Annotated in this window: 20 protein-coding genes; 9 read left to right on the top strand and 11 right to left on the bottom strand. The window is 42.0% G+C overall.

What is annotated here, in order from left to right; all coding sequences use genetic code 11:
- The first annotated feature begins 63 nt into the window (after nt 1–63).
- The gene (locus tag CYG50_RS15860; RefSeq protein ID WP_102137960.1) at nt 64–1,311 is read left to right on the top strand and encodes an aromatic amino acid transporter; all 1,248 of its coding nucleotides are present in this window, start codon (nt 64–66) and stop codon (nt 1,309–1,311) included.
- Between the two features lie 91 nt (nt 1,312–1,402).
- Here the strand turns inward: CYG50_RS15860 and CYG50_RS15855 are convergent, their stop codons facing one another.
- Together CYG50_RS15855 and CYG50_RS15850 are read right to left on the bottom strand one after the other, a co-directional pair.
- On the bottom strand, nt 1,403–2,227 hold the full coding sequence (locus CYG50_RS15855) for an energy transducer TonB (protein WP_168222869.1): 825 nt from the start codon (nt 2,225–2,227) through the stop codon (nt 1,403–1,405).
- 173 nt (nt 2,228–2,400) lie between these two features.
- Nucleotides 2,401–4,536, bottom strand: coding sequence for a TonB-dependent receptor (locus tag CYG50_RS15850; RefSeq protein WP_229597481.1), 2,136 nt, complete (start codon nt 4,534–4,536; stop codon nt 2,401–2,403).
- A 472-nt stretch (nt 4,537–5,008) separates the two neighbouring features.
- Here CYG50_RS15850 and CYG50_RS15845 point away from each other — a divergent pair, with 472 nt between their 5' ends.
- Complete coding sequence (locus CYG50_RS15845) at nt 5,009–6,565, top strand: methyl-accepting chemotaxis protein (RefSeq protein ID WP_102137957.1); 1,557 nt, start codon at nt 5,009–5,011, stop codon at nt 6,563–6,565.
- 97 nt (nt 6,566–6,662) lie between these two features.
- On the opposite strand, the gene fis is transcribed toward CYG50_RS15845, so the two are convergent.
- The 9 genes from fis to acuI all read right to left on the bottom strand — a co-directional run bounded on the left by fis (nt 6,663) and on the right by acuI (nt 14,612).
- Nucleotides 6,663–6,959 carry a DNA-binding transcriptional regulator Fis gene (gene fis / locus CYG50_RS15840; RefSeq protein ID WP_004258438.1) on the bottom strand — a complete coding sequence of 99 codons (297 nt, stop codon included), beginning with the start codon at nt 6,957–6,959 and terminating at the stop codon, nt 6,663–6,665.
- 7 nt (nt 6,960–6,966) lie between these two features.
- Complete coding sequence (gene dusB, locus CYG50_RS15835) at nt 6,967–7,950, bottom strand: tRNA dihydrouridine synthase DusB (RefSeq protein ID WP_102137956.1); 984 nt, start codon at nt 7,948–7,950, stop codon at nt 6,967–6,969.
- 317 nt (nt 7,951–8,267) lie between these two features.
- A complete protein-coding gene (prmA, locus tag CYG50_RS15830; RefSeq protein WP_102137955.1) occupies nt 8,268–9,152 on the bottom strand; it encodes a 50S ribosomal protein L11 methyltransferase in 885 nt (294 codons plus the stop codon).
- 62 nt (nt 9,153–9,214) lie between these two features.
- A complete protein-coding gene (gene panF / locus CYG50_RS15825; RefSeq protein WP_102137954.1) occupies nt 9,215–10,675 on the bottom strand; it encodes a sodium/pantothenate symporter in 1,461 nt (486 codons plus the stop codon).
- Nucleotides 10,665–10,907 (bottom strand): DUF997 family protein, encoded by a 243-nt coding sequence (locus tag CYG50_RS15820; RefSeq protein WP_102137953.1) that lies wholly within the window; start codon nt 10,905–10,907, stop codon nt 10,665–10,667. The genes panF and CYG50_RS15820 overlap by 11 nt, the downstream gene beginning before the upstream one ends.
- A 176-nt stretch (nt 10,908–11,083) precedes the next feature.
- Nucleotides 11,084–12,430, bottom strand: coding sequence for an acetyl-CoA carboxylase biotin carboxylase subunit (accC, locus tag CYG50_RS15815; RefSeq protein WP_102137952.1), 1,347 nt, complete (start codon nt 12,428–12,430; stop codon nt 11,084–11,086).
- A gap of 12 nt (nt 12,431–12,442) precedes the next feature.
- Nucleotides 12,443–12,913: an acetyl-CoA carboxylase biotin carboxyl carrier protein gene (gene accB / locus CYG50_RS15810; RefSeq protein WP_102137951.1), complete on the bottom strand. Its 471-nt coding sequence runs from the start codon at nt 12,911–12,913 to the stop codon at nt 12,443–12,445.
- 18 nt (nt 12,914–12,931) lie between these two features.
- Nucleotides 12,932–13,396, bottom strand: a complete 465-nt coding sequence (gene aroQ / locus CYG50_RS15805) for a type II 3-dehydroquinate dehydratase (RefSeq protein WP_102137950.1) — start codon at nt 13,394–13,396, stop codon at nt 12,932–12,934.
- 235 nt (nt 13,397–13,631) lie between these two features.
- Nucleotides 13,632–14,612, bottom strand: coding sequence for an acrylyl-CoA reductase (NADPH) (gene acuI / locus CYG50_RS15800; RefSeq protein WP_102137949.1), 981 nt, complete (start codon nt 14,610–14,612; stop codon nt 13,632–13,634).
- A 603-nt stretch (nt 14,613–15,215) separates the two neighbouring features.
- On the opposite strand from acuI, the gene CYG50_RS15795 reads away from it, so the two are divergent.
- The 7 genes from CYG50_RS15795 to nit1 all read left to right on the top strand — a co-directional run bounded on the left by CYG50_RS15795 (nt 15,216) and on the right by nit1 (nt 24,593).
- Complete coding sequence (locus CYG50_RS15795) at nt 15,216–16,259, top strand: rod shape-determining protein (RefSeq protein WP_004908213.1); 1,044 nt, start codon at nt 15,216–15,218, stop codon at nt 16,257–16,259.
- 86 nt (nt 16,260–16,345) lie between these two features.
- On the top strand, nt 16,346–17,314 hold the full coding sequence (gene mreC / locus CYG50_RS15790; protein WP_102137948.1) for a rod shape-determining protein MreC: 969 nt from the start codon (nt 16,346–16,348) through the stop codon (nt 17,312–17,314).
- 44 nt (nt 17,315–17,358) lie between these two features.
- A complete protein-coding gene (gene mreD, locus CYG50_RS15785) occupies nt 17,359–17,847 on the top strand; it encodes a rod shape-determining protein MreD (RefSeq protein WP_004258382.1) in 489 nt (162 codons plus the stop codon).
- Nucleotides 17,848–17,882: 35 nt separating this feature from the next.
- Nucleotides 17,883–18,470, top strand: a complete 588-nt coding sequence (locus CYG50_RS15780; RefSeq protein ID WP_102137947.1) for a Maf family protein — start codon at nt 17,883–17,885, stop codon at nt 18,468–18,470.
- Nucleotides 18,467–19,936, top strand: coding sequence for a ribonuclease G (rng, locus tag CYG50_RS15775; RefSeq protein ID WP_102137946.1), 1,470 nt, complete (start codon nt 18,467–18,469; stop codon nt 19,934–19,936). Before CYG50_RS15780 ends, rng begins: the two co-directional genes overlap by 4 nt.
- 14 nt (nt 19,937–19,950) lie before the next feature.
- The gene (gene yhdP / locus CYG50_RS15770) at nt 19,951–23,742 is read left to right on the top strand and encodes an AsmA2 domain-containing protein YhdP (protein ID WP_102137945.1); all 3,792 of its coding nucleotides are present in this window, start codon (nt 19,951–19,953) and stop codon (nt 23,740–23,742) included.
- Nucleotides 23,742–24,593, top strand: coding sequence for a deaminated glutathione amidase (nit1, locus tag CYG50_RS15765; RefSeq protein ID WP_102137944.1), 852 nt, complete (start codon nt 23,742–23,744; stop codon nt 24,591–24,593). The genes yhdP and nit1 overlap by 1 nt, the downstream gene beginning before the upstream one ends.
- The last annotated feature ends 3 nt before the right edge of the window (nt 24,594–24,596 follow it).

Genomic DNA, 24,596 nt, shown 5'->3' with positions numbered 1-24,596 from the left:
TAGGTTGTTCTTATGGTTCCCGTGCAATGCGGGAACCTCATCCTTATTCTTAAGGTAAACACCATGAATAATTCGGCAGCCAAGAAAGAACCCTCCATAATGGTAGGGGGTTTTGTGCTAGGCGGTGCCATGATAGGGGCAGGAATGTTTAGTTTGCCTACTATTATGGCAGGAGCTTGGTTTATTAACTCTGTAGTTATTTTATTAATTGTTTGCTTTTTTATGTTTCACTCTGGAATATATATTCTAGAATGTATATCAAAATATGGTTCAGGAACGAATTACTTTTTTATATCTAAAGAACTATTACCAAAATGGGCATGTTACATTGCCAATATAGCATTAATATTTGTACTTTATATATTAATATATGCCTATATATCTGCAGCAGGTTCAGTTATTAAAGAAGCCGCTGCCATTTACGGATACAGCATAAATCTAAGATTGATATTTATTTTATTCACCTTAATCTTAGGCGCGAGTATTTGGTGGAGTGGTATCGGGGCAAGTCGTTTAACATCACTATTTTTATTTATCAAAATAATTTTGTTTGTACTGGCTTTCTCTGGACTATTTCTTATTGTTAAAACAGACTTACTGTTAACCTCACCAGTAGAAGGTGGGCAAGCATCATTACTACCATTTGTTTTTATTATTATTCCCTATGCAATCACATCTTTTGGTTATCATGGTAACGTTTGTAGCTTATATAAGTTATACCATGAGAATGAAAGAAAGGTTGTTAAGAGCTGTATTATTGGTTGTGTTTTGGCATTGGTTCTCTATTTTCTATGGATATTAGGAACGATGGGAAACCTACCTAGACCTGAGTTTTTAACTATTATCAATAAAGGTGGTAATTTAGATGCATTTATTGAATCACTATATGCAGTACTCAATAGCAAAAATATCGCAACATTCTTACTGTGGTTCTCTATTAGTGCTGTATTTTGTTCATTCTTAGGCGTCGCAATTGGGTTATTTGATTACATTCTTGCTTCGTTGAATTTTAAGGACAACCCATCGGGTAGAATGAAATCTGCATTATTATGCTTCTTGCCACCACTTATTCTTTGCATGTTATTCCCAAATGGTTTTTTAATCGCTATAGCTTATGCAGGTATGGCTGCATGTATCTGGGCAATTATTTGCCCTGCTGTTATGGCATTAAAAGTAAGAGAACGTTTTCCTGATTCTAGATTCAAAGTGTGGGGCGGAAAAGGGTTAATTTATGCCGTTATCGCCTTTGGAGTCGTCGGCATTATTTGCCAATTGTTAGCGCAGTTTAATTTGTTACCGATATACCGTTAATTTTTCAAAACACAGGCTGTAAAATAACTGCAAAGGTACAGTGAGGGTTCGCTGTACCTTTTTTCCTATCCAACGATACGATGGTTTGTGGCTAATATTGAAAGATGACGGTTTTTTTAAAATACATTTTAATATTTTGTCCTTGATAAACAATGGGCTTAAAGACCATTTTTTTAATCGCTTTAACCGCTTCTTCTTTAAAACCTAAATCAGGAATTTTATTATTTAGTATTTCAACGGACTCAATTTGACCATCTAATCCAACTAATAGCCGGAGTTGTACTTTAACCACTTTTGTATAACCTAAGGAGCGAGCCTCTTTCGGATACTTAGGGGTTGCATCCTGTAAAATTGTATAGGAAATACCACTCGAACCGAGTGCAGTATAACTTCCATCACCATTATCCGAAAATTGGCTATTACCAGATAATATATTATTCCCTTTACCACTTTGATTACTCTCTGAAGCGGATGGGTTTGCGGAAGAATGATTTTCATCAGTTAAATTAGATGGCATTTCTTTAGCCGTTTCTTGTGAGCCTTGTTGCATCTCATGGCTTATCTTATTAGCAATAAGTTGATTTTCTGTGTTATTTCGAGAGTTATTGTTCAGTAATTTACTTTGCTTTTCTTGTTTTTTTCCTTGTACAGACTGACTGATTTCCGGTTTTGTATTTACTTTTGTTTTTTGCGTGAGTAAAGGCGATTCAATCGTGTTATCAACGGGAACATTCACTGGAATCAATGAATTTTTAAGTTGAGCTTTTGAAGGTATTTTACTTTCATTCGGTTGAGACTTGCTAACCTGCTTCTGTTGGGAAGCAGCTTCAGCCTTCGAGGGGGATTCTGATACAACTTCTTGTAATTGCGCTTGTCTCTTACTACTTTGTTCTCCTGTGCCCCCTGAAGAGCCCATTGCTCCCCCTAGAGATAAAGTTATCGTTTCCGTCCCTTCCACTATAGGTACCGCCCTACCTATTTGTAGGGCGATAAACATAATGACAATGATATGGATAACGAGTGACAGCGCTAAAGCAAGTTTATAACGAAAAAACGGGTGTATAGTCACTGAAACGTTTCCTGTTTAAATCAGTAGGTAGCTTTAATACCTGCGAAGAATGAGCGCTCATTTCCAGGAATCAATGAACCATAACCTGCAGTAACATAGTCGTAGTAAGTTTTATTCATTAAGTTAGTGACGCCACCATATAATTCGATATGTTCAATTGGTGTGTAACGAACACTGAGGTCAATGAGCTCACGTGATTTAACAACGCCATCTTCCTCTTTATTGGCATCAGAAAGGAAATTATTGTACGAACCGTAATAGGTGTACTGAATATCTCCCGATAAATCTTCGGTGAAGTCGTATTTTACTTTTAGCTTAACGGAGTGCTCTGGCACTTTAGTTAAACCACTTTTTGTGTAATCAATGGTATTTTTGCCGTTTTCTTCCAAAAACTGACGGCCATGGTTGTTATAATCAGAACGCCCTCTGAGCCATGAATAGGATTCTTGGAAAGTGAAATCACCGAGTGTCTGTTGGAAGTCAACATCAGCTCCCCAGCGACGAGTTTTTAACAAGTTCATTGTCTTCGCATCATTGACACTAGTGAGATAAATACGATTTAGCTGGTTATTCGTATTGGATGTCCAGAACGTGACATTGACAGTACTAAACGCTAGTTTGTCTCTTAAACCGACTTCAAATAAGTCATATTTTTCATCTTCGGCCTTAGTGGGAGTGTAAATTTTCTCACCATTGACGACAGATTGGTCGCTGATTTGCAAGCCATCGGGAAGGGTGTAGCCTCGTTCGTATCGCCCATAAATTCGGCCAGTATCGCGATAAAGGTAAGCAAGAGAAAGTTCAGCTGCGGTATTCCAACGGTCTGAAGTACCAGACCCATTTACTGTGCCACTTTTATCAAATGACCATTCCGACAATTCACGTCTCAACCCTTGAGTAAATACAAATTGATCTGATTTTAGGCTGTTAAGGACATAAATTGCCTTTGTTGTTTTATCATAATCAAAATTATGAGGAACCCCATAATATCGGCCTTTACTGTCTTTTTTATAGCTCCCAATATAATGAATAGAAGCCTTTTGTTTTGCATAATCTACACCAAAAAGTAGATTGCTATCATCGAGATAGCCGATATCTAATTTGATTTTTGTTCCATGGCTTTTTTGATTAACTTTTTGTTCCCAGTTGGCATTATTAGTATAAAAACCATCAGTGTAGAAAACATCTGTAGCAAAATTGAGTTTTTCAGTAAGTGCATTTTGGTAACTTAAATTATAGCTATCGACTTCGCGGTCACCGATCAGATAACCGCTGATTGTTTTTTTAATTAGTTTACCATTCTCATCAATACCGACAGTGACGGTTTTGTCTGGTGGAACGTAGTCTTTTCCATACTTTTTGATATTACGTGATGTGAGCGTTTTCACGTATTGAGAACTTTCAGTGAGATGACTTCCTCGTAACATGAGGCTTTGATCTGGGGTAAGATCCCATCTTCCACCTAATGAATAATATTCTGAATTACGGTAGGTATCTTTATAGTAAAGATCACGATTTAGTTTACTGGCAGTACCTAAAATTGAAAACTTATCATTAACCCGAGCGCCCAAATTGGCATTTAAGCGATATCCTTCTGAGTTCCATTCAGATAAAACACTTGTTTTTGGATCAGCCATACTTCTCAGATTTGAAGTGATATTAATGACGCCACCGGCAGTCCCTGAGCCGTAAATAACGCTTCCACCACCGGGAATGATCTCAATACGCTCAAGTTGTTCAACGGGAATAATATCGTAGTTAGTGGTATAAGGGTGATTTGCTAATGTGGTAATTGGAGCCCCATCAAGTAATACTTGTAGGTTACGTTGTGAGGTTTCAGCCCCTTGTCCCCGCAAGTCAATATTACCTTGTCCAGAGGTATCGACACTAATACCAGGAACGGATTTAAGCACATCAGAGATTGTGCGGTTTCCTTTGCCTTGAATATCTTCTTTTGAAATAACAATAATTTGTTTGGTGTCTCGTAAACGTTCTATTTCAACATAGTCAGGTCGTGCATAACTATCTTGTAGCTCAATAGCATCAGTTGTTTCTTGAAGTTGTGGTGATTCAAGTTCTTTATTGGCTGCATGTGTCGTAAAAGAAAGTGTTGATAAAATAATGAAACAAATAAAACTTGGCTTAAATTTAACCATATTGTTTCCAACGGAGGAAATGTTTTTCATTGGAGTAGGCTTGCCTTTTGTAATGATAATGCAAATGATAATCAATCTTATTATATTATTGTTAGTTTCAAGATCAATTAATTTAAACAAATTTATTCTGTAGCTAATTATTTGATTTAAGTGAAAATAAGCTGTTGACTTATCGGAGTGTCTAATTGAGTGGGTAGCAATTTTTGCACTAGGTTAGGTGTGATAATAGCGATAAGGCTGGTTCATTTACCCAGGTTGGATGTTTGCATTTAGCGATCTACTTCAAATTCCTCATATTAATCTCAAATTTTTATTATTCTTTGATTTCCAAAATCAAATAGTAACCCTTTTGAAATATAAGTGCTTTTACTTATTTTGGGTAAAAATCAACCAAATACAGTGGTTAAAATATTTCTCTATAGTGCCGATAAAGTTAAATATCCTTATTTTATCCCAGCGAAAGAGAAATTCTATGCAGAAACTTCGAAATTACTCAATCCGCACTGTGGTCTTCGTATTATTAAGTATTTTGTGCCTGATCTTGGGGGGAACGAATGTATACAGTGGTTGGTCACTATCACGTATCGCAGATGGAAATGACATCGATAGACAATTAGTGCAGCAAATGACGGTAATTAGTCAGGGAAATGACCAATATTTTCGTTTTGTCACTCGGTTAACCCGAGTAATGGAAAGTAAAAGTGAAGGGAAAACGGTGGATTATGGCCCAGTCAAAGAGGCGATGTCCAATATGGAAAAATATTTAGAGCAGATGAAATTGATTTCCCCTGGGCCAATGACGCCTGAAATAGCAGAACAGGCAATTAATAACTGGCAAGCACTACTTGATGATGGGGTAAAACCTCAATTAACCCTTAGTATGGAAAGTGATACCAATAAATATTTATCTCACGCCCACAATGTCACTCCTGCATTGAGCCGAACGTTTGGTGCATCAATTCAAAAATTCAACCAAACTGCAGAAGAGTTGATTAGCCAAGCTCGAAATCATGTTGATAACGTGATGGATATTACGCGAATGGTTATGATTATCACGGCAATATTAGGGATCTTTATGCTCATTTTTACGGATCGCTATATGGCAGAGATGATGCAAAAACCATTAGGCTTATTAAGGCAGCATTTTATCGATATCGCCAAAGGCGATTTAAGCCATCCTATACAGCCATTCGGAAATAGTTGTGTAGGAAAATTGTTTCCAATACTTGAAGGGATGAGAAAAGACTTAAGTGAATCGGTCAATTCAATCCGGCAAGGAAGTGAAAATATTTATCTGGGAGCAAGTGAGATTTCAAATGGTAATAGCGACCTTTCATCACGAACAGAAGAGCAGGCCGCTGCTTTGGAAGAGACAGCTGCGAGTATGGAGGAAATTACCGCAGCAGTTCAACTGAATATGGAAAACACACATCAAGCTAATCAACTTGTAGGCGAAGCGTTTGTGGCCGCTAATAAAGGGAATAGTATTGTTGATTCGGTTGTCGTGACCATGACTGAAATCTCTCAAAGCTCACAAAAAATCGCTGATATTATCAACATGATTAACGATATTAGTTTCCAAACTAATATTTTGGCGCTCAATGCTTCCATCGAAGCCGCTCGTGCTGGTGTGCATGGACGCGGCTTTATGGTAGTCGCTGCAGAAGTACGCAAGTTAGCGAGCCACAGTGCGGAAGCTGCGATGGAAATTGAACGGCTTATTGCAGATTCAGGAACTTGCGTACAAAAAGGAACGGGGTTGGTGAATGAGATGGGGAAAACGATGGAGCATATTTTACAGGGAGTCAATGAAGTGACTGCAATTATGGCGCAAATCACGGTGGCTTCAGAAGAGCAGAGCAAAGGGATAGCCCAAGTTGGGGTCGCTATTACACAGATGGACGGTGTTACGCAGCAAAATGCGGCTTTAGTTGAGCAAGTGGCTACAGCGGCCAGTTCATTAGCGGAGCAAACGCAAGAATTACAACAAGCTGTTCAGCAGTTCAGTTTATCCACCCAAATGGCCTAGCACATTATTTTGGCAACTAGCCATTATTTTTGCAAATAAAAAGCCCTCACTGCGTTACAGTGAGGGCTCACAAAAACACTGCATTAACCGACTAGGATTAGTTCATGCCGTATTTTTTCAGTTTCTTACGCAGAGTTCCGCGGTTGATACCCATCATTAGGGCTGCACGGGTCTGGTTTCCACGGGTATATTGCATAACCATGTCCAACAAAGGCTGTTCTACTTCAGCCAATACCAGCTCATATAAATCATTAACATCTTGATTATTTAATTGAGCAAAATAGTTCTTCAGTGCTTGCTTAACTGAGTCACGTAACGGTTTTTGAGTTACTTGATCTTGTGAATTTACAGTAGCAACGGTTAGTACGTCAGAATTTACGCGTTGTTCGAACATAGTTCTGTCAGCTCTTATCTTTATTTACGCAAAAATTTTCAAAAAATGCCTCCAACACCTCCAGCTGTTCGCTGGCATCCTCAATGGTGTTGAATGAGCGCCGAAACTGGTCATCAGGTGCATGTTCTTTTAAGTACCAAGAAACATGTTTGCGCGCTATACGGGCTCCTTTGCCTTGACCGTAAAAGTCGTGCAATTCCTGTACATGCGCTAGCATAATACGCCTTACCTCTGCCACTGGCATTGGTGGCAATATTTCACCTGTGTCCAGATAATGCTGGATTTCCCGGAAGATCCAAGGTCTTCCCTGAGCCGCTCTGCCTACCATCAAGGCATCCGCCCCTGTGTAGTCTAAAACAGCCCTGGCTTTTAGCGGGTCAGTAATGTCGCCATTGGCAATAACCGGAATGGTAACAGTCTGCTTAACTGCCCGAATGTTGTCGTATTCAGCTTCCCCATTAAACAGACAGGCTCTAGTTCTGCCATGAATAGTGAGAGCTTGAATGCCGCAATCTTCGGCCAATTTGGCAATCTCTATGCAGTTTCGCTCTTCAGGTGACCAGCCTGTGCGGATCTTAAGGGTAACTGGCACATCCACTGCTTTGACGACACCTTCAAGAATCGATTTCACGATTTCTGGGTAGCGTAGCAGTGCAGAGCCTGCAAGCTTACGATTCACTTTTTTAGCTGGACAGCCCATGTTGATATCAATGATTTGAGCGCCACTCTCAACGTTAATTTGAGCCGCGGCAGCCATTTCATCGGGATCATTGCCAGCTATTTGCACGGAACGAACCCCAAGTTCATCGCGATGAACCATTCTAAGTCTAGATTTGTCGGTCTTCCAAACTTGAGGATTAGAAGAAAGCATCTCTGATACTGTCATCCCAGCACCCATGTCATAACAGAGCGACCTAAACGGCTTATCTGTAATGCCTGCCATGGGGGCAGCAATAAGACAGTTTCTCAACTGATATTGTCCGATTCGCATAACTAAATGGGGGCCATACTGTGACTGCAAGGGCGCGTATATTACGCATTTTTTACGAGATATGAAAGGACAAACTTTGAGCAAACGGTTATTTATCACTAATTTTTTTATCTTGCATTTTTGCAAAAATAAAATTAGTTATATTTAACAAATAGTTAAGTTCATCCTATAACGATTTATTAAAATAACGGTTGTGCTGTTCAAATCTCGTGCAGAACAGATTATCGCCAGCTATTGAGCAATATTTGAGCTATAAGATAATCTATTCTGGCGTTGTTTTCAAAGAAATTATTCTCTAATTTTAATAAAAAAACTCACTAAAAATGCTTGACACCCGTAATCCGGCACCATTCTTCTTTTTCAGCAACAGGGTCGATTTCAAAAGTGGAACGATAAGCATCAGCCACTCCTTCTGCTTGAGTGGCGAGCACGCCAGAAAGTCCTAATAACCCACCCGGACGAGGTAGAACGCTAATCATAGGGGCGAGTTCACGCAATGGGCCAGCAAGGATGTTAGCAACCACGACATCAGCTTGTAAGTCATCAGGCTGGTCTTTTGGTAGGTATAGAGATAAACGCTCTGAAACACCGTTACGCTGCGCATTATCGCGGCTTGCAGTGATAGCCTGAGGGTCGATGTCGATCCCAATCGCGTGAGCAGCACCTAATTTTAAGGCAGCAATCGCTAAAATACCGGATCCACAACCAAAGTCGATCACGGTTTTACCTTCGAGATCAAGACTGTCTAGCCATTGAAGACACAATGAGGTCGTTGGATGCGTACCAGTACCAAAAGCAAGGCCAGGATCTAACATTACATTGACAGCGGTCGGGTCGGGCACATCGCGCCAACTTGGGCAGATCCACAAACGTTCCCCAAAGCGCATTGGATGAAAATTATCCATCCATTCTCTTTCCCAATCTTTGTCTTCTAATTGTTCGATTTTATGGATAAAACCTGCACTCAATAGAGGACTATTTTCTAGTTGAGCAACGACAATTTTCATGTCGGTTTCTGCGTCATATAGGCCAATGACATCGGTATCACCCCAAAGGCGGGTTTCCCCCGGAAGCGGCTCAAAAACGGGCGTGTCGTGGCTGTCTTGAAAAGTGACGGATACCGCCCCTGTTTCTATCAGTTCATCGCCAAGCGCTTCTGCCTGTTGAGCGGTGGAGTTAATTTTAATTTGGATCCAAGGCATTATTTTTTCTCTATTTATTCGTTTATATCAGGTTGAGCAAAATCACTTGCCTATAATAGGCGTTAGTGCGTGCTAGTTACCTGCTCAATTGGCGTCGATTGTACGGGATTTTTACCGAAAAGGTTACCCACTAAGAAAGCCACAAGGCTAAAAACCAGTGAGGGAACGATGGCATGGAAACCCATGATCTCAATTTTAAAGCTAGCCAGTATGGCATAACTGACGCCTCCGACGACCATCCCACTGATAGCGCCTGTTCCATTGGCTTTTTCCCAGTATAGCCCGAGGACTAATGGCCATAAGAAAACAGCTTCTAAACCACCAAAAGCCAGTAAATTCAGCCAGATAATCATCTGAGGCGGATTCCATGCTGCAACTAAAAGCAATGCACCTAAGACCAAAGTGGAAAGGCTAGAGATGCGCGCAAGACGCTTTTCATTTTTGATTTGTGTTGGCACGGTATTTAGATAGATATCTTTTACGATGGTTGCCGAAGATTGCAGTAGTTGTGCGTTGATCGTCGACATGATCGCAGCCATTGGTGCCGCTAGGAAAATCCCTGCTGCGAAAGGTGGCAGCACTTGCACCATCAAAGTTGGGATCACTTGGTCTGGGATCGTCAGGTCAGGTAAAATTGCGCGACCGAGTGCCCCCGCAAAGTGCATGCCAAACATCAGCATGGCCATGACGATCGTTCCTAAGATAATTCCACGGTGAACCGCTTTACTGTCTTTATATGAAATACAACGTACTGCGGTGTGAGGTAAACCAATCACCCCAAAACAGACTAAAACCCAAAACGAAGCTAAAAATGGCCCGCTTAAAATGTCATCTGCACCTTCAGGCGATACCAATTTAGGGTCTATGCTATGCATTTTTTCTATCGCGGCAGGTAAACCACCTGCATGGTAAATAATCGCGACTAACAGGATCACCGTACCTAAAAGCATTACAAGCCCTTGTAGCGCATCATTTAGGACACTGGCCCTAAACCCGCCAATTGCGGTGTAGAGTGCGATGGATACCCCAAAAATCATTAACCCATAAGTATATGGAATACCTGCTGCGGTTTCTAATAGGCGCGCCCCACCAATAAATTGCACCGTCATGGCGCCAAAAAAGGCAATGAGCAGGCTGACACTGGCAAACCATACTAAAAACCGGCTTTGATAGCGTGCATACAGCATATCGTTAAGCGTAACGGCATTATAGCGACGCGCCAAAATAGCAAATTTTTTACCTAGCACGCCGAGGGAAAGCCAAATCGCAGGCAGTTGGATCATCGCCAATAGCACCCAACCTAGGCCATATTTATAGGCAGCACCTGGCCCACCAATAAATGAACTCGCACTGATATAAGTCGCTGTGATGGTCATCGCAAGGACAAAGCCGCCCATTGAACGATTACCTAAAAAGTATTCATTTAAGAACTCGCCTTTTGTTCGTTTTTTATATGCATAAATGGATAGCAAAAAAACGAGAGCTAGGTAGCCGACGAGAGGCAGGAGAACTTCAATCTGCATCATTCTCCTCCAGAGAAATGTCTTTAAAAATCAGTTTAACCATCATTATGCAGAGCAAAATAAAAATGATGGGTAAGATGAGACAAGACCATTCAAACCACAGTGGTAGTCCTGTAACTCCAAGCGTGTTGTCCGGTAGGTAGGCACTAATAACCCAGCCAATTAGATAGGCGATAGTCAAATAAAATGACCAGCGTGCTTCTTTATTTGATTGAAGAAAACGTTTATCCACCCGTTCTTCCCCTTCATTCCCATAAAAAAATAATCAGCAATTGTACGATAATCCGCAGGCTGAGTGTGAAAAATACCAGAAGAAAAGTGCAATAAAGCGTATTTAACACAAAAAAATACCGCAACGCAGCGCGTTACGGTATCGATTGACGATGAGCCAAACAGGTTATCGCTGACTTATTCAGCAATCCCCAGTTTTTTCTCTAAATAGTGGATATTAGTGCCACCTTTTTGGAAGTTTTCATCGCTCATAATCATTTGGTGCAATTCAATATTGGTTTTAATACCATCGACGATTAATTCGTTTAACGCATTTTTCATACGAGAAATAGCGATTTCACGAGTTTCACCATAAGTAATTAATTTACCAATCATTGAGTCATAATACGGAGGTACAGTGTAGCCTGCGTAAATATGAGATTCCCAACGTACGCCAAAACCACCTGGTGAGTGGAAACGGGTGATTTTACCTGGACTTGGGATGAAGGTATTCGGATCTTCTGCGTTGATACGACACTCAACAGCATGACCATGTACCACGATATCTTCTTGCTTCACAGATAATGGTAACCCAGAGGCAACACGCAGTTGCTCTTTAATCAAGTCTACACCCGTGATCATTTCAGTGACTGGGTGTTCAACTTGAATACGGGTATTCATTTCAATGAAGTAGAACTCACCGTTTTCGAATAAAAATTCGAAGGTACCTGCGCCGCGATAACCGATTTCAATACATGCATTAGCACAGCGTTCACCGATATTACGGCGAATTTCCGGCGTAATGCCTGGAGCTGGTGCTTCTTCAACCACTTTTTGGTGGCGACGTTGCATTGAACAGTCACGCTCAGCTAAGTAAACCGCATGGCCTTGGCCATCAGCCATGACTTGAATTTCAATATGACGTGGGTTTTCAAGGAATTTTTCCATGTAAACCATATCATTATTAAAAGCGGATTTCGCTTCAGCACGCGTCAAGTTGATAGAAGATTCTAAATCTTTCTCATTGCGTACCACACGCATACCACGACCACCACCACCACCAGATGCTTTGATGATGACAGGGAAGCCGATACGTTTCGCGATGGCTTTATTTTTTTCAGTGTCGTTCCCTAATGGGCCATCAGAACCCGGAACGCAAGGTACGCCAGCTTTTTTCATCGCGTTAATCGCAGAAACTTTATCACCCATTAGGCGGATGGTTTCAGCTTTTGGACCGATAAAAACAAAACCAGAGTTTTCAACTTGTTCTGCGAAATCTGCGTTTTCAGCCAAGAAACCATATCCTGGGTGAATCGCTTGAGCACCTGAAATCTCCGCTGCGGAAATAATCGCAGGGATATTTAAGTAACTTTTTGCTGATGCTGCTGGGCCGATACAAATTGTTTCATCAGCCAGTAACACGTGTTTTAGATCGCTATCTGCCGTAGAGTGAACCGCTACTGTTTTGATGCCGAGTTCTTTACAGGCACGCAAAATACGTAATGCGATTTCGCCACGGTTAGCGATAACAATTTTTTCCAGCATGGAAACGCCTCGTTATTCGATGACAACTAATGGCTCGTCAAATTCTACTGCATCACCGTTTTGCAACAGAATGGCTTTAACAACGCCTGCTTTATCTGCTTCGATTTGGTTCATCATTTTCATCGCTTCAACGATGCAAAGTGGGTCACCAACGCTGACCGTTTGGCCAACTTCAACGAATGATTTCGCTTCTGGGCTTGGCGCGCGGTAGAAAGTACCGACCATTGGTGAGCGAACCTGGTGACCTGCAACTGCTGCAGGCGCAGCTGGCGCTACCATCGCTTCAGATGGTGCAACCGCATTAGCCAGAGCAGGTTGCTGTGCAACCGGTGCTGAGTAATATTGTTGAGGTGCAGCCATAACCTGAGAAGCAGGTGAAACGCGGCTGATACGTACTGACTCTTCACCTTCAGAAATTTCCAGTTCAGAAATGCCAGACTCTTCGACCAGCTCGATCAGCTTTTTAATTTTACGAATATCCATGGATATGATTCCGTACTCTTATATTTGGATTGAATTAATTAGGCGCAGACGGTTAACCGCTGCCTGTAAAGCAAAACTATAACCATCAGCACCTAGACCACAAATTACACCGATTGCTTTATCGGAGAAATAAGAATGTTGGCGAAATGATTCCCTAGCGTGCACATTAGACAGGTGGATCTCGATAAACGGGATACTCACCGCGAGTAATGCATCACGTAGTGCAACACTGGTATGTGTGAATGCAGCCGGATTGATGAGAATAAAATCAACATCATGACGTGCAGCATGAATTTTATCGATGAGTTCAAATTCTGCGTTTGACTGAAAATGACTCAGTTTTACCCCTAGTTGACTAGCCTCTGCCCCAAGGTTGGATACGATATCGGCAAGAGTTTGGTTGCCGTATTTATCGGGTTCCCGTGTACCTAGCAGGTTTAGGTTTGGCCCATTCAAGAGTAAAATGTGAATATCTTCTGCCATTATGCTGCTAACTCCGACGATATTATCAATAGCCCGACAACATAACGCGATGCTAAGCGTTTGTCATCTTTTATCATAAAAATAAATGGATTTTCTACTGACAAGGTTCGTCATTATAATTATTTCGTGACATATAGCAGCAAAATACTGGTCTTATCAGAGAAAATACCCGAATTTATTTTGGAAAATGTGCGGTAATCCCTATTTAGGCGAAAGTACCGCGACAAGTTGGTGATTAACCTCGCAGGTTAACTAGCGTACGCCCAGTCACTTCATTTTTTAAGAGTTTTTTTGCATATTCGACAGAATCTTCTAACGTGATCTCATTGCTGACTTGCTCATAGAAAGAAGATGGGAGAAGTTCCGTGAGCCGTTGCCATACTTTAGGACGATTTGCAGCAGGGTAGTAAACGGAATCGACACCTTGTAACCGAACATTACGTAAAATAAATGGCATGACACTGGTCGGTAAATCGAAACCACCGGCTAAGCCACAGGCAGCAACCGCACCATTATAATGTGTTTGTGCAAGAAGATTGGCGAGTAACTCACCGCCTACAGTATCAATTGCACCGGCCCACAGCTGTTTGTCTAATGGTTTAGCGGGATGAGTGAAATCACTACGAGGTAATACCCTCTTGGCACCTAAACTTTTTAGGTAATTACTGTTTTCTGCTCGACCTGATATCGCGACAACGTCATAACCTAATAACGCAAGTATTTGCACAGCGGTGCTGCCAACACCACCACTTGCTCCACTAACAATGATTTCACCTTTATCTGGTGTCACACCTGCGTCTTCTAAGGCGTTTATGCAGAGCATAGCGGTAAAGCCGGCAGTGCCAATTATCATTGCTTGCTTTAAAGATAAATTTTCTGGAAGGGGTGTTAAGTATTTGGCCGGGACTCTGGCTTGAGAGGCTAAGCCTCCCCAATGCGTTTCACCAACTCCCCATCCAGTGAGTAGCACATGTTGGCCAACTTGGAAGCGCGGGTCTTCACTGTGATGGATCACGCCTGAAAAGTCGATACCGGGTACCATTGGATATTGGCGAACAACACCTGCTTTTCCACAAATGGCTAATCCATCTTTATAATTGAGTGTGGACCAATGAATATCGACTACAATATCTCCGGCTGGAAGCATTTCTGTAGTTAATGGTTGAATGCCAGAGACGATTTTTTCGTCAGTTTGTTGTAGGACGAGAGCTTTCATCTTTCACTCCTATATAATGATTAAATATGTATTTTGAAAATTACTAAAATTTGAGTGCATTTCATTGACGTAGTAACAGTATTTAAGCTATTAATATTGTAATTAATTTGTAAAAATTTATTTTTTTCTGGCATAAATAGGCTTTTATCATGCAAAATATCGCATCCTGACGGATTCATTTTGTATATTGACATAAATTTGCCGCGTTTCTGGTAGATAATAGAGCGAACACTCAGCGAATTCACCCAATTTGTATTGGAAATAGCCAGTGTGTAGCAATAATAAAAAGAACTAAATAATATTTGAACTTGTTGCCCCAATAGCTTGTCACACTGGGAAGAAAAAGATGGAGTATATAACAACCAAAGAGTAGAAATTTTTTTGTATAATTTTATCCTGTCGGTAAAAATGCAATTAATCTCTGTTTTTGGGGTTTTTATCTGCTTCGTTTATATAAGAAGCATGTACAGTACGGTACGTGAAAAATAGATGAACTAACCATATTTGTAGAAGCAGCTCATTAACGCCTTGAGACCGCTTCAAGTGGTTGGTAGAGTAGACGGGTTTAAATTCGTCCCCAGCTTGCAGGATAACTCTTTCGTTATGTTTAAAAAATTTCGTGGCATGTTTTCTAATGACCTGTCTATTGACTTGGGTACGGCCAATACCCTTATTTATGTCAAAGGACAAGGCGTAAAATTAAATGAACCCTCTGTAGTTGCTATTCGTCAAGACCGCTCTGGATCGCCAAAAAGCGTTGCTGCTGTCGGTGGTGAAGCGAAGCAGATGCTGGGACGTACACCAGGTAATATTTCGGCAATCAGGCCAATGAAAGACGGTGTTATCGCTGACTTTTTCCTGACAGAGAAAATGTTACAACACTTCATCAAACAAGTTCATAGCAACAGTTTTTTACGCCCAAGCCCGCGAGTGCTTGTTTGTGTTCCCGTTGGTGCAACACAAGTTGAGCGTAAAGCCATTCGTGAATCAGCATTAAGTGCAGGTGCGCGTGAAGTCTTCTTAATCGAAGAACCGATGGCTGCGGCGATTGGTGCTGGGTTGCCTGTATCAGAAGCGACGGGTTCAATGGTTGTTGATATCGGTGGCGGTACAACAGAAGTCGCTGTTATTTCTCTAAATGGCGTTGTTTACTCTTCATCTGTACGTATTGGTGGTGACCGTTTCGATGAGTCCATCATTAACTATGTACGCCGTAATTATGGCTCACTAATCGGTGAAGCGACAGCCGAGCGCATCAAACATGGGATTGGCTCTGCATTCCCGACAGATGAAGTCTACGAGATTGAAGTTCGCGGTCGTAACCTTGCAGAAGGTGTGCCTCGCGGATTTAAGATGAATTCAAATGAAATTTTAGAAGCACTGCAAGAACCGCTTACAGGAATTGTCAGTGCAGTCATGTTAGCACTTGAACAGTGTCCTCCTGAATTGGCCTCAGATATCTCAGAACGCGGTATGGTCTTAACCGGTGGTGGCGCGCTTCTTCGTAATTTAGATCGCCTATTGATGGAAGAAACGGGTATCCCTGTTATCGTTGCTGAAGATCCTCTAACTTGTGTCGCTCGTGGTGGCGGTAAAGCGTTAGAAATGATCGATATGCACGGTGGTGACCTGTTTAGCGAAGACTAAATGGCCTTTTAGAAACAGTTGGAGACGGTTCTCCAACTGTTTTGACTATTTTTTGTTCCTCTGACATTAGCGAAACTTAGCCACACATGAAGCCAATTTTTAGGCGAGGTCCATCCCTACAGTTACGCATTTTTTTTGCGGTAATCATTGCACTTGTACTGGTGGTGATTGACCATCGTTTCGAGCCTTTCAATAAAGTCCGTAACTACTTAGACACGGCGGTTAGCCCATTCTATTTTTTAGCGAATGGCCCACGCCAATTCCTAGATAATATCTCTGAAAGTTTCTCTTCAAGGGACCAACTGCAATTTGAAAACAAAGCGTTACGCCAAGAGTTATTACTGAAAAAAGCGGATAACTTGCTTTTAGAGCAACTTAAGCAGGAGAATGCGCGCTTAAGGGAGTTGCTTGGCTCGCCACTTCGTCAAGATGAACACATGATGGTAACGCAAGTGATTTCAGGGGCAAATACACCCTATCGTGACCAAGTGGTTATAGACAAGGGCAGTAACGAAGGGGTGTATGAAGGGCAGCCCGTTATTAGTGATAAAGGCGTTGTTGGCCAAGTGGTTGGGGTGAGTAACTTTAATAGTCGTGTCTTGTTAATTTGTGATACTGCCCATGCCTTACCTGTACAAGTATTACGTAATGATGTACGTGTTATTGCGGCGGGTTCTGGATGTGCCGATGATCTACAATTAGAACCGTTACCTGAAAATACCGATATTCGTGTTGGTGATGTCCTTGTCACATCGGGGTTAGGGGGGCGTTTCCCTGAAGGGTATCCAGTTGGGGTGGTATCAGCCGTAAAACATGACACACAACGAGCTTATACGATCATAAGCGCGAAGCCGAGCGCTGAATTACAACGTTTACGTTACCTGCTGTTATTATGGGGAAATGATAACGATCCTAAAACGCCACTACAGCCTTCGGAAGTTTATCGTGCAGCAAATGAACGCTTAATGAAAGTGTTGCCGCAAGTATTACCTAACCCGAATGAAATTCAGGGGCCTCCATTGCCACCATCAATGGCTCCGACGTCACAACCATAAGTAGAGGAAACACAGTATGGTTATGGGCAAGAGAGTAAATTAGCATGGATGAGTATCGTGGAAATGGCCGTGCCATTATTTGGTTATCATTTTTTATTGCATTGATTTTACAAGTCATGCCTTGGCCGGAGCAACTCAGTTTTTACCGGCCATCATGGCTTCTGTTGATTCTTACTTATTGGGTGATGGCGTTACCACACCGAGTGAGTGTTGGCACAAGCTTTATCTTAGGAATTATCGTTGATTCCATTCAGGGTTCCGCACTAGGAGTGCATGCTCTCTCTTTTAGTATTATTTGTTATCTCGTCTCTTATAAGCACCAGCTGTTGCGCAATATGGCGTTGTGGCAGCAAGCGTTGGTGATTATGTTGCTTACTATCATTCAAGATCTTGCTGTTTTTTGGGCTGAATTTCTATCATCACAAGTATTATTCCATCCGCAAGTATTTTGGAATAGCTTAGTGAATGGTATTCTATGGCCATGGCTATTTTTGCTTTTACGTAAAATTCGCCGGCAATTTTCAGTATGTTAGAGTGCTAGTTGTCGGTCTGACTGGGAATTCAGTTTATGTGTTTAATTTATCTTGCGTCCGGTTCACCCCGTCGACGTGAACTTGTTCAGCAACTTAATTATACCTTTGAAATTTTGCGTCCAGAGGTAGAAGAACAGTGGCAAGAGGGGGAGACGCCTCAAGACTATGTTCAGCGTCTTGCACGAGATAAATCTTTAGCTGGTGTTGCGATAGCACCCGATAATCAGCCTGTTTTGGGCGCTGATACTATCGTTGTTCTCGCAGGTAAAATTTTAGAGAAACCGCAAGATAGCCAGCACGCAGAAGCGATGCTAAGTGCATTATCGGGAAGAACCCATCAAGTCATGACGGCGATTGCCTTATCCAGTCGTCAACAGACGATGCAGTCACTAATTGTGACAGATGTGACATTCCGCGAGTTATCTTTGCTCGAAATACAGGATTATATACAGTCAGGTGAGCCAATGGATAAGGCAGGCGCTTATGGAATACAAGGAATTGGTGGGCGTTTTATACGTAAAATTAATGGCAGCTATCATGGGGTTGTTGGTTTACCACTGGTTGAAACAGACGAGCTAATTCAGCGATTTTTAGCGTTAAGTGATGGTAAGGGGAAGTCATGACAGCGGAACTATTAGTGAACATTACACCATCTGAAACGCGCGTTGCTTATATTGATGGTGGGATATTACAAGAAATTCATGTTGAACGAGAAGCGAAAAGAGGGCTAGTAGGGAATATTTACAAAGGCCGTGTGAGCCGCGTCTTACCAGGAATGCAGGCGGCCTTTGTTGATATTGGTCTAGATAAAGCGGCTTTTTTGCACGCGTCTGATATTATGCCTCACACGGAATGTATTGCGGGTGATGAGCAGAAAAACTTTCATGTCAGGGATATTGCAGAGCTGGTTAAGCAAGGACAAGATTTAATCGTCCAAGTCGTTAAGGACCCTCTTGGTACTAAAGGCGCTCGCCTTACTACGGACATTACTCTTCCTTCTCGCTATTTGGTCTTTATGCCAGGGGCTTCCCATGTTGGCGTTTCACAACGTATTGAAAGTGAAGATGAAAGAGAACGCTTAAAAGCCTGTGTTTCACAGTATTGTGATGAAAATGGCGGTTTTATCATCCGTACGGCAGCAGAAGGGGTCGGGGAAGAGGAAGTTAAACAGGATGCTGCATTCTTAAAGCGCCTGTGGGCGAAAGTGATTGAGCGAAAAAAACGTAATGTGACTCGCACAAAAATTTATGGTGAATTAGCGCTTGCCTTCCGTATTATCCGTGATTTTGCAGGCGCTCATCTTGACCGCATTCGTGTTGACTCTCGTTTGACCTATACTCAATTACAAGAGTTTATCGAAGAGTATGTGCCAGAAATGACAGCTAAGCTCGAACTCTATCAGGGAAATCAGCCGATATTTGACTTGTTTGACGTTGAAAACGAAATTCAGCGAGCAATGGATCGAAAAGTGGAATTGAAATCAGGTGGTTACTTGATTATCGATCAAACTGAAGCCATGACGACTATTGATATCAATACAGGGGCATTTGTTGGGCATCGTAACCTTGAAGAAACCATCTTCAATACCAACATCGAAGCCACTCAAGCGATAGCAAGGCAGCTGCGTTTACGCAACTTAGGCGGTATTATTATTATTGATTTTATTGACATGGCTGACCCAGAGCATCGTCGCCGTGTGCTAGCATCATTAGAGCAGGCATTGAGTAAAGATAAAGTCAAAACAACCATTAATGGTTTTTCGCAGCTAGGCTTAGTCGAAATGACGCGCAAGCGCACAAGAGAAAGCTTAGAACATGTGTTATGCGATGACTGCCCAACTTGCCAAGGACGTGGAACCGTTAAATCAGTCGAAACAGTATGTTATGAAATTTTACGTGAAATAGTTCGCGTGCACCGCACGATAGATGCCGATAGGTTCTTGGTTTATGCCTCTCAAGCGGTGGTAGATGTCCTTAAAGGGGATGAGTCACACGCCCTTGCAGAAGTTGAAATCTTTGTTGGGAAGCAAGTTAAAGTTCAGACTGAGCCTCTTTACAGTCAGGAACGTTTTGATGTCGTGATGATGTAATAAAGGAGATATGAGTGAGACGACTGCCACGTGTAGCACTGGTGACGACTGCGGTTATATTATTGCTGTGCGCATTAGTGTTGTCAGGGCTGCGTTTTCTTCTGCCAAATATCGATAATTATCGGCAAGACTTGGTCGATTACGTTGAAAAAAAGACCGATATGTCCGTGCAGCTTGGTAAAATCGAAGGGGCTTGGCAATCTTTTGGTCCTGCACTGACGTTATCTGATGTGGTTTTACAGAATCAAGCCATCGATGTCACAGCGAATACTATTAGGGTTGAATTAGATATCTGGAGCTCGTTATTTTCTCTACGCTGGCGTTTTCGTGACTTAACCTTTTACCAATTAAATGTGGATTATAAAATTCCTTTTAGCTTTGGAGACTCGGCGGAAGGCGGCTCTTTAGATGGGATTGAAGATCTATTTTTAAGGCAATTCGACCATTTCGTATTAAAAGAAAGCCAATTAACCTTTCTCACACCTTCTGAACAAAAAACAACGCTGATTTTACCTGAGCTTTCATGGCTTAATGACAATGAACGGCATCGTGCTCAAGGTTTTGTAAGCCTTGAAACCATTAATAAGCAGCATGGTTATCTGCAAGTAAAGCTTGATGTGTTAGATAAAAATGGCGTGTTAAGTGATGGGGTTTTTTATTTGCAAGCGGATAATATTGACATGCAGCCATGGCTTAGCCGCTGGCTGCGTGATAATACCTCATTGCGGGATGCCAATTTTAGTTTGTCTTCTTGGGTAACCCTGAAAAATAACCGGATTGATAGTGGCCTTATTCAACTACGGCAAGGTGAAGCTAACTGGGGAACGGGCGAATTAGCGCAAAACTTGCAAGTCAATGATTTGCTTTTGCGAATGAAAAGGCAGGGGAATGGGTGGTTATTTAACATTCCTGAGCTTGATACTTTGAAAACCAATGAGTTTATCTGGCCGCAAGGGAGCGTCTCTGTCTTGTATTTGCCTGCCAGCAAGAAATATCAGGATAATGACCATTGGCGCATCCGTGCAAAAGATATTGAACTTGAACGTTTAAGCGAAGTTTTACCCACATTTTCCTTTTTAACCCCTGAAATGGTACAGGATTGGCAACACCGCCAACCAACGGGGGTGGTGAGTGAATTTGCGCTTGATATCACGCCAAATCTGCCTGAAAACGTACAATTTAACATGGACTGGCAAAATGTTAGCTGGAAAAAATGGAAAGAATTACCTTCGGTTAACCATTTTTCGGGGGCTTTAATTGGTGGAATGCAAAGTGGTGGTGCCACAGTTCGCTTACAAGATAGTGAAGTGGATTATCGTGATGAATTTAAAGCCCCTTTTTTGATAAAAACGGCAACAGGTCAATTCCATTGGGTCAATAATGACAGTGAATTTAAATTGTGGAGCCCATCATTAGATGTACAAGCTCAGTCTCTTTGGGCAAATGGTGAGTTTCGTTACGCAAAAGCGAAAAAAGGAAATTATGCGGATCTCGCGATCCTCGCAGGAATTCGTTTAGATGATGCGGGGGATGCATGGCGTTATTTCCCCCAAAAATTAATGGGCCAAGATGTGGCAGATTACCTGACGAAAGCGATTATCGCAGGTAGTGTAGATAACGCGACTTTAGTCTATAAAGGTGATCCTGCTCATTTTCCTTATGATGACAATGATGGGCAATTCCAAGTTTACGTCCCTCTGCGTGATGCCACATTTGAATATGACAGCGAATGGCCTGCGTTATTGAACTTGGATATGGATTTAGACTTCAGGCGTGCAGGGCTATATATGCATGCACCAACTGTGAAATTGGCGGATGCCACCGCAACCAATCTTGATGCTAATATCCCGGATTACACTAAAGAAATGTTGTATATCAATGCGGATATCAGTGGGACAGGAAAACAAATCCAACAATATTTTGTACATACCCCGATGAACCACTCAATTGGCGATACGCTTGAAGAGTTACAAATTGGGGGAACAGTTAATGGGCAGTTGGGATTATCTATTCCACTGGTAGCGGGTAAGGACATTGTTGCCAAAGGGAAGGTCAATCTCAATAAAAATGATTTATACATTCAGCCGATTGATAGCACTATTTCCGCTTTAACGGGCAGTTTTGAGTTTAACAATGGCGATTTACGCGGTGAAAACCTGCGGGGCCATTGGTTTGAACAGCCGATAACTGTCGACTTCACCACCACAGACCAAGCAAAAAATTATTTAGTGGATGTGAATATTAACGGAAACTGGGCGGTGAATAAATTGGCAATGTTGCCTGCTGAGATTAAGCAAAAGGTGTCAGGAACCACTGACTGGAAAAGCCAAGTCGCCATTACCATTCCAAATACGGCAAAAGAGCCAGTAGGTTTACAAATAGACGTCACCGCAGGGCTCAAACAACTGAAAAGCCAGCTACCCGCTATTGATAGCGCTCTATTAGCCGAGCTTGGGCAAATCAATGTTCAGGCGAAAGGAACGACAGAGCAGTTGGTGGTTGGTGGTGATATTGGTAAGCGCATTGGTTTTAATACTCAATGGGGGCTGAGTGATAAGCCTTTAAGCTTATTAAAAGCCCATGTTGCCCAATGGCGTAATGGCATTCCTGAATTACCTAAAAGCTCGACTTTTGTCGTTAATTTGCCAGCTATTACCGATATGAACTGGGAGAAATTAGCTGGGCTGTTAGTGTCTTCTCATAGCCGAGAAGGCGGTATGAATATTCGCTTACCTGACATGCTCGAGGTCAATATTCCATCTATTTATCTCGTAGGGCAGCAATGGAATGCAGTCAACTTTTCCTATGATCTACAACGGGCTGAGCAACTGGTTCATATCAATAGTGAAAACCTGAAAGGTTCGTTACAAATATTTGCTTCACAGCCTTGGCAGGTTGCCATTGATTATTTGTATTACAATCCCAGTGCTTCCACGAGCGCCCAAATTAATGACCTTGCCACAACCCAATTTGATTTTAGCCAATGGCCGCAATTACAGTTGCACTGTAAAGAGTGTTGGGTTGCTGGGCAGAAACTGGGGGAGATTAGTGCGAATATCCAACCTAAAGGGTCATTATTGCAATTGACGGGCGGTACGCTAGATAACAGTGTCACGAAATTAAAGCTAGATGCTATTTGGGACAGCAAAAAAGGCAACAAAACACAAGTTGCAGGCTCATTAACGGGTGATGCTTTCGACGAAACAGCGGCCTATTTTGGTATATTAGTTCCTATTATCCAATCACCTTATACTATTGAATTTGATTTAGATTGGGCCGATTTGCCTTGGTCACCCGATATTGCCTCTTTAAATGGTAAAATGTCTGTGAAATTGGGTAAAGGTGCGATTGCCCAAATGGGCGGTGGCCGGGCAGGGCAAATATTGCGTTTAGTCAGCTTTGACGCCTTGTTACGTAAACTACGATTTGATTTTAGCGACACGTTTAGTAATGACTTCGATTTTGACTCGATTAAAGGTGATGCGACGATTAAAAATGGTGTGTTGGTTTCGAAAAATACCTATGTTGATGGCTTAGTTGCAGACATTTCATTTGATGGTCAAATTGACCTTGTTAAACGCCAAATTAACGTTGAAGCCGTCATCACACCAGAAATATCTGCTACAGTAGGAGTAGCAACCGCGTTTGTGGTAAATCCATTTGCTGGGGCTGCGGTATTTGCAGCAACGAAAGTGCTCGGTCCATTATGGAGTAAAGTTTCTGTTATTCGTTACCGAGTAACTGGTAGCTTGGACGAGCCAAAAATTGATGAGGTATTACGTCAACTTAAGGAGACTCAAGAGTAATGAAAAATGGCAACGTTGCACTTTTGCAGTTATGTAGCGGAAATAATACTAAACACAATTTGGCGCAAATAGAACAACAAATCAAACAGTTACCCGAAACTGTTGAGTTAGTACTGACACCTGAAAACGCACTGTTATTTGCGGATGCAGCAACGTATCGCAAACAAGCTGAAGAGCAAGGAAAAGGTCCTTTGCAAAATGCGATCAGCGAAATGGCCAAACGTTATCATGTTTGGATTTTAATTGGCTCAATGCCAATGGTTAGCCGTGAAGATCCTGAGCGTATTACAAGTAGTAGCTTATTATTTGATTCAGAAGGAAATATTAAAGCACGCTACGACAAAATTCACATGTTTGATGTCAATATCGAAGATGAGCAAGGCACTTATAACGAGTCTGTAATTTATCAACGCGGTGAACATATTACCGTCGTTGATACACCCGTTGGTCGCCTTGGCATGACAATTTGTTATGATTTACGTTTTCCTGGTTTATTCCAAGCATTACGTGAGCAAGGCGCAGAAATTATCTCTGTACCCGCTGCATTTACCCGTTATACCGGCCAAGCACATTGGGAGCCATTATTACGCGCTCGTGCGATAGAAAACCAATGCTATATTTTAGCGCCTGCTCAAGTCGGTGTGCATGGTACCCGTCGCACATGGGGGCACAGCCTTGCAGTTGATGGGTGGGGTAAAGTGATGAAAAAGAACGTGGATGCAGTCGCTTCTACGGTACTGAATATTAAAACAGACAGCTTAAGTGTCATGCGTGGGCAAATTAAAGTGGTAAAACACAACCGCTTTAGACCGCAATTGACATCATTGATTAAAAAAGAAACCAAAGAGTAACGA

Source organism: Providencia huaxiensis, from assembly GCF_002843235.3.
Classification (GTDB): domain Bacteria; phylum Pseudomonadota; class Gammaproteobacteria; order Enterobacterales; family Enterobacteriaceae; genus Providencia; species Providencia huaxiensis.
Note: the sequence above shows the minus strand (reverse complement) of the source record. Positions and strands in the feature narration are given on the sequence as shown.